This window comes from Streptomyces silaceus (assembly GCF_001419745.1).
Taxonomy (GTDB): Bacteria; Actinomycetota; Actinomycetes; order Streptomycetales; family Streptomycetaceae; genus Streptomyces; species Streptomyces silaceus.
The window spans coordinates 1-5,458 of record NZ_LIRJ01000603.1; the positions used below are offsets into that span (position 1 = coordinate 1).

Below are 5,458 nucleotides of genomic sequence, written 5' to 3' on the forward strand. Positions count from 1 at the left end.
GCCGCCACCGCCGCCGCCACCGGTCATCTCGTCGGATTCCATGCTCTGCAGGTCGAGAAGCGCCATGGTCTTGCCTTTCTCTTCGGGGAGTCGATCTCTCTGGGTTGTGTCACGACCCCGCTGCGTGGCGGGACCGGCTCTGGGGCCGCCTCAGGGGCGGCAGGAAGGGGACGTGGGCCGTGCCGTCGCCGAGCGCGCCGCAGAGCGCGAGGAGACAGCCCGCCGTCCCGGTGTTCAGGTCCATCGACAGGCGCAGCATCTGGTGTCCCGGGAAGGCCAGGTCACCCTCGTACGCCATGGAGAACCAGCCGAGCGCCTCGGTCTGCGCGGCGACGTCCTCGGGGGTGACGTCCGGCGTGGTGCTGCGGTTGGTGTGGAGCAGCAGGCCCGCCCGTCCCTGGAAGAGGCCGGGCTGGACGCAGAAGCGGGAGCGGGCGGCGGCCAGGATGCCGGGCCGCGCCGCCTCGAACGCGGCGTCGGCGCGGTGCGCGAGGTAGTCGTCGAGGACCATGCCGATGCCGACGCTGCCGTCACCGAGGTAGGGCATGGTGCGCCAGCCCTCGTCGACGGCGAGGCTGCCGTCCCGCGCCTGGGTCACGCACTGGGCGAGGTCCGCGCGCAGGGCCCGGGCCGCCAGGTCGAGATGGGCGGGGTCGCCGTGCCGCTCGTACAGCCGCAGGAAGAACAGGGCGGGGCCGGTGGCGCCGCGCAGCAGCCCGGCGCGGCGCCGGCCGCCCTTCTGGGGCCCGCTGTCGTCGGTGAGCCGCTCGGCGAGCAGCTCGGCGGTCCGCAGGGAGTGCTGGGCGAGGGCTTCCTCGCCGGTGCGGTACGCGAGGTCGTCGAGGACGAGACCGAGTCCGGCGAGGCCGCCGAAGAGGTCGGAGGGCAGCCGCTCCCACTTCTCCTGGAGGACGAGGTCCGCCAGGTCGAGGGCGCGGGTGCGGTGGCCGAGCCGGTCGAGTACGTGGGCGACGCCCGCGAGTCCGTCGTACAGGCCCAAGGGGGTGCCGGTGGGGGCGGGTTCGATGTGCTTGAGGAGCCAGCGCTCGCCCTCCTCGTAGCGTTCGGCGCCGCTCTCGGCGAGGGCGAGCAGCACCCCGGCCGCGCCGTGCGCGAGGCCGAGCCCGCCGCCGTCGCCGAACTGCGCGATGTCGCCGGGGAAGAGGCGGTCGTCGCGGTCGGGCGTGGCCGAGGCGAGGATGGCCCGCACCATCGAGTCGCGGCTGCGGGGCCAGTCGGCGGGGTCGACCAGGGGTGTGGCCGCCCCCGCCGGGCGAAGGGCGCCGGTCCTGCCCCCCTCCAGGGCATGCGGGTAGTCCGCCCCAAGGACCGGCGCCGGCTCGTCCCCGTCGGTCCCGGCGGCCGTACCGCGCCCGATCTCCGCCACCGCCGCTTCGAGGAACTCTGCCGGCACGTCGGGGAATTCGGCGGCGATGACCTGCGCGCAGTGCGCGGCCTTGCCCCGGTCGATGGAGAGCAGGGTGGTGATCGGCAGGAAGAGGGCAAGGCGCAGACAGGCCAGGGCGTAGCGGTCGACGTCGGCGCCGGTGCGGTCCGGCGGGGCGAGGAACCCGGGGTGGGCGACGATCTGGCGGCCCGCGTCGCCGACGGCCGCGGCGGCCTCGAAGTCGAGGAGCGCGACGGACTGCTCGTCGGGCGCGACCATGATGTTGAACAGGTGCAGGTCGTTGAAGACGACGCCCCGCTCGTGCACGGCGGTGACGGCCTCCTCGACGGCGCGGTGCATGCGCAGCGCCCAGTGCGTGTACGCGGCGATGGCGTCGGCGTCGGGCTCGCTCGTGCAGAGCGGATGCCGGTGCGCGAAGAAGGAGTTGAGGGTCGAGCCCTCCAGGAAGTCCATGACGAGGAAGCGGTGGTCGCCGAGGAGGAACCAGTCGCGGACCTCGGGGGCGACGCCGAGCCCGGAGAGCTTCTCCAGGGCGTCCCGCTCGCGTTCGAGGCGGGCCACGGCGTCGGCGCCGTCGGCGGCGAGCCCGGCGTGCGGGCGGCCCTCCTTGAGGACGACCTTGCGGCCGGTACGGGTGTCGGTGCCGGCGTAGACGCCGCCGCCGTTGGAGAAGTGCAGGGCCTTCTCGATGCGGTACGGCAGGTCGGTGACGGTCGTCGTGTTGCGCGCCGCGAGCTCCGGTTCGAGGAAGGCGGGCAGCGTCACCCACGCGGGGACCTTGAAGGCGGGCTCGCGCGGGTCGGGCACGAGGTTCCCCTCGCCGTCCTCGATGGCGGGCACGAGCGTGCCCTTGCCGTTGTCGCACATGCGCCGGGTGAACGCCCCGTACCGGACGTACAGGGGGCCCTGGTGCCAGCGCAGGTCGGTGAGGATGTACGGCCCCTCGTACCCTTCGAGGAGGTCGCCCAACTCACTGAGGATCTCGTGCAGTTGGTGCTCGTCGTCCGGGTAGACGGTGACGGCCTTGCCGCTGGTGTCGCGTCCGGCGTACTTGCTGTTGCGCAGGTGCAGCAGGTGGCGGGCCGGCACGAGCTTGAAGGGGACGGCGCGCGGCACGCAGTAGTCCCAGACGATCTCCGTGACGCGTGCGGCGTTGTCGAGGGTGGCGGAGACGTGGATCTTCCAGCCCTGCTGGGGCGCGGGCAGCGAGGCTCCGCCGTCGTCCACCGGCACGAAGGAGAGCCAGTCGCCGAAGCGTCCCGAGCGCCAGCCGTCGGGGAGGGGGCGACGGGTGACGGGGAACTCGGGGGCACGCGCGTCGTCCGCGGCACCCGCGGACGACAGCCGGTCCGGGGTCTCGTAGAAGTGTCTGTCGGCCAGACAGTAGACCTCGTACCGCTTGTCCATGGTGTCCCCTCTCCGCTCGGCTCGGCAGAGAGATTTCCAGGGGACAGAGGGACGGAACAGTCACGAGTGTCACTGGATCGATGTGCGGAACTCATGCGTCAAGTCCCGTTCGCACCTGTTCGAGTACCGGCGGTAGCCGCAGGTCATGGGGATGACGACGCCCGCGTCGCGCCCTCGCGGACGGGACGCGGGCGTCCGGGTAACGGCTAGTCCTCGGGCGGGAACACGACCTCCCCGCTGTCGGCCAGGGTGATCGTGATCGCCTCGACCGGGCAGCCCTCGGCGGCCTCCAGGACCCTTTCGTTGGCGTCGGTCTCGGGTGCGGTGGGGTGCGACTGGCGGGCGGTGTCCAGCGTGAATCCGCCGGGCGCGGTGAGCACGCACATCCCCGAGCCGATGCAGACCGAGCGGTCGACCTCGACGTGCCAGCGGTCTCCCATCAGGCACCCGTCCCTTCGTATCCGGCGGGCAGGTGGATCATCTTGTGCTCCAGGTACGCGCCGTATCCCTCGGGTCCGAACTCCCGGCCGAGTCCGGAGTTCTTGTAGCCGCCGAAGGGGCCGAGCATGTCGAGGCTGAAGGTGTTCACGGAGTACGTGCCCGTGCGCACCTGCCGGGCGATGTCGATGCCCCGCTCGACGTCGGCGGTCCAGACGCTGCCGCTGAGTCCGTAGTCGGAGTCGTTGGCGATCTTCACGGCCTCGCTCTCGTCGCCGTACGGCAGCAGGCAGATGACGGGTCCGAAGATCTCCTCGCGGGCGATGCGCATCGAGTTGTCGACCCCGCCGAAGAGGGTCGGCTCGACGTACCAGCCCTGGTCGAGACCGGCCGGGCGGCCGCCGCCCGCGAGGATCTTGGCGCCTTCCTCCTGGCCGATGCGGATGTAGTCGAGGGAGCGCTGCTGCTGGCGCCGGGCGACGAGCGGGCCCAGCTCGGTGGCCGGGTCGAGGGGGTCGCCGACCTTGAGCGCGCCGGCCGCGGCGGCGAAGGCCTCGGCGAACTCGTCGTAGCGCGTGCGGGGCACGAGGATGCGGGTCTGGGCCACGCACGCCTGGCCGTTGATCATCCAGGCGAAGGGCGTGATGCCCGCGACGGCGGTCGCCGCGTCGGCGTCCGGCAGGACGACGGCGGCGGACTTGCCGCCGAGCTCCAGGGTCACGCGCGTCAGATTGCGGGCCGCGACCTCCATGACGCGCTTGCCCGCGGCGACGGACCCGGTGAAGGAGATCTTGTCGACGCCGGGGTGCCCGACGAGGTACTCGCTGACCTCGCGGTCGGCGGAGATGATCGAGAGCACGCCCTCCGGCAGCCCGGCCTCGGTGGCCAGTTCCGCGAGGATGTAGGCGTCCAGGGGCGCCTCCGGCGAGGTCTTCAGGATCACCGGACACCCCGCGAGCAGGGCCGGCGCGAGCTTCGCGGCGGCCGTGAACTGCGGGACGTTCCACGGCACGACGGCCGCGACGACGCCCACCGGCTCACGGCGCACGAGGAGTCTGCCGAGGACTCCGTCGCGCTGTTCCTCGTACGTGAAGTCGCGGGCGACCGTGATCGCCGCGTCCCACGCCATCATCGCGGCGAGGGCCTGCACCATCACGCTGGAGGTGTAGGGGGTGCCGTTCTCGGAGCTGATGACGCGGGCGATCTCCTCGTGGCGTACGGCGAACCCGTCCTTGATCCTGGTGACGACCTCGATCCGCTCGTCCAGGGTCATCCGGGGCCAGGGTCCGTCGTCGAAGGCCTTGCGGGCGGTGGCGACGGCGCGGTCCACGTCGGCCGGGGCCGCGTGCGGCACGCGGGCGAAGACCTTTCCGGTGTGCGGGGAGACGACGTCGATGACGCCCTTGCCGAGCGGGTCCACCAACTCCCCGCCGATGAAAAGCTGTCCGTGTTCCACGAGCTCGGTCATGGCTGACTGCCTCCTGCGGAGCGCTTCCTGACACCGTTTCAGAACTGATACCAGTTCTACTTGGAGGAGTCCACGGGCGGAACCGGCAACTCACGCGCAGGTCGGTCGACTTGGGCTACTAATGGAACTAGTTCTAGTTATAGTGGCGGCACGCACGGTGGCACGCGCGATCGCGCGTACGGCGGCGGCATCCGCGGCGCCGCACCGCGAGGGCACGGCGACAGGAGACGAGGCGCCCATGACGCAGCTGAGCGGCACCCGGCCGGACGGGCCGCCCGTGACCGACCACGGCGGCGGCGTCCGGAGCATCCGGGTCCCCATCCCCGACAATCCCCTCGGCTTCACCCTCGTCCACCTCCTGGACACCGACGCGGGCCCCGTCCTCGTCGACACCGGCTGGGACGACCCGGCGTCCTGGAACACGCTGACCGCCGGGCTCGACGCGTGCGGCGTCGCGGTGCGGGACGTGCACGGCGTGGTCATCACCCACCACCACCCCGACCACCACGGCCTCTCCGCGAAGGTCCGCGAGGCCTCCGGGGCGTGGATCGCCATGCACGAGGCCGACGCCTCCGTGGTGCGGCGCACCCGCTCCAACCCGCCGGACCGCTGGTACGCGTACATGGTCGACAAGCTCGCCGCCGCGGGCGCCCCCGCCGAGCACCTCGCCCCCCTCGTCCGCGCCCGCGACGAGGGCCGCCCCCGCAGGCTCCCCGGCCTGCGCGGGCGGCCCTCGT

Annotated in this window: 5 protein-coding genes; 1 reads left to right on the top strand and 4 read right to left on the bottom strand. The window is 72.4% G+C overall.

Annotated elements, in window-relative coordinates; translation table 11 throughout:
• The 4 genes from AOK22_RS44115 to AOK22_RS37485 form a co-directional block, all read right to left on the bottom strand.
• The coding region (locus AOK22_RS44115; protein ID WP_107102131.1) for a SapB/AmfS family lanthipeptide at nucleotides 1–66 on the bottom strand (66 nt) is incomplete at its 3' end.
• A 43-nt stretch (nucleotides 67–109) separates the two neighbouring features.
• Entirely contained in the window at nucleotides 110–2,815 is a 2,706-nt protein-coding gene (gene lanKC / locus AOK22_RS37475) for a class III lanthionine synthetase LanKC (protein WP_055703123.1), read from the bottom strand.
• A gap of 206 nt (nucleotides 2,816–3,021) precedes the next feature.
• Nucleotides 3,022–3,255, bottom strand: coding sequence for a ferredoxin (locus AOK22_RS37480; protein WP_055703124.1), 234 nt, complete (start codon nucleotides 3,253–3,255; stop codon nucleotides 3,022–3,024).
• Nucleotides 3,255–4,721: an aldehyde dehydrogenase gene (locus AOK22_RS37485; RefSeq protein WP_055703125.1), complete on the bottom strand. Its 1,467-nt coding sequence runs from the start codon at nucleotides 4,719–4,721 to the stop codon at nucleotides 3,255–3,257. The genes AOK22_RS37480 and AOK22_RS37485 overlap by 1 nt, the downstream gene beginning before the upstream one ends.
• Before the next feature lie 238 nt (nucleotides 4,722–4,959).
• On the opposite strand from AOK22_RS37485, the gene AOK22_RS37490 reads away from it, so the two are divergent.
• Nucleotides 4,960–5,458: MBL fold metallo-hydrolase (locus AOK22_RS37490; protein WP_157872417.1), on the top strand; the 499-nt coding region annotated here is incomplete at its 3' end.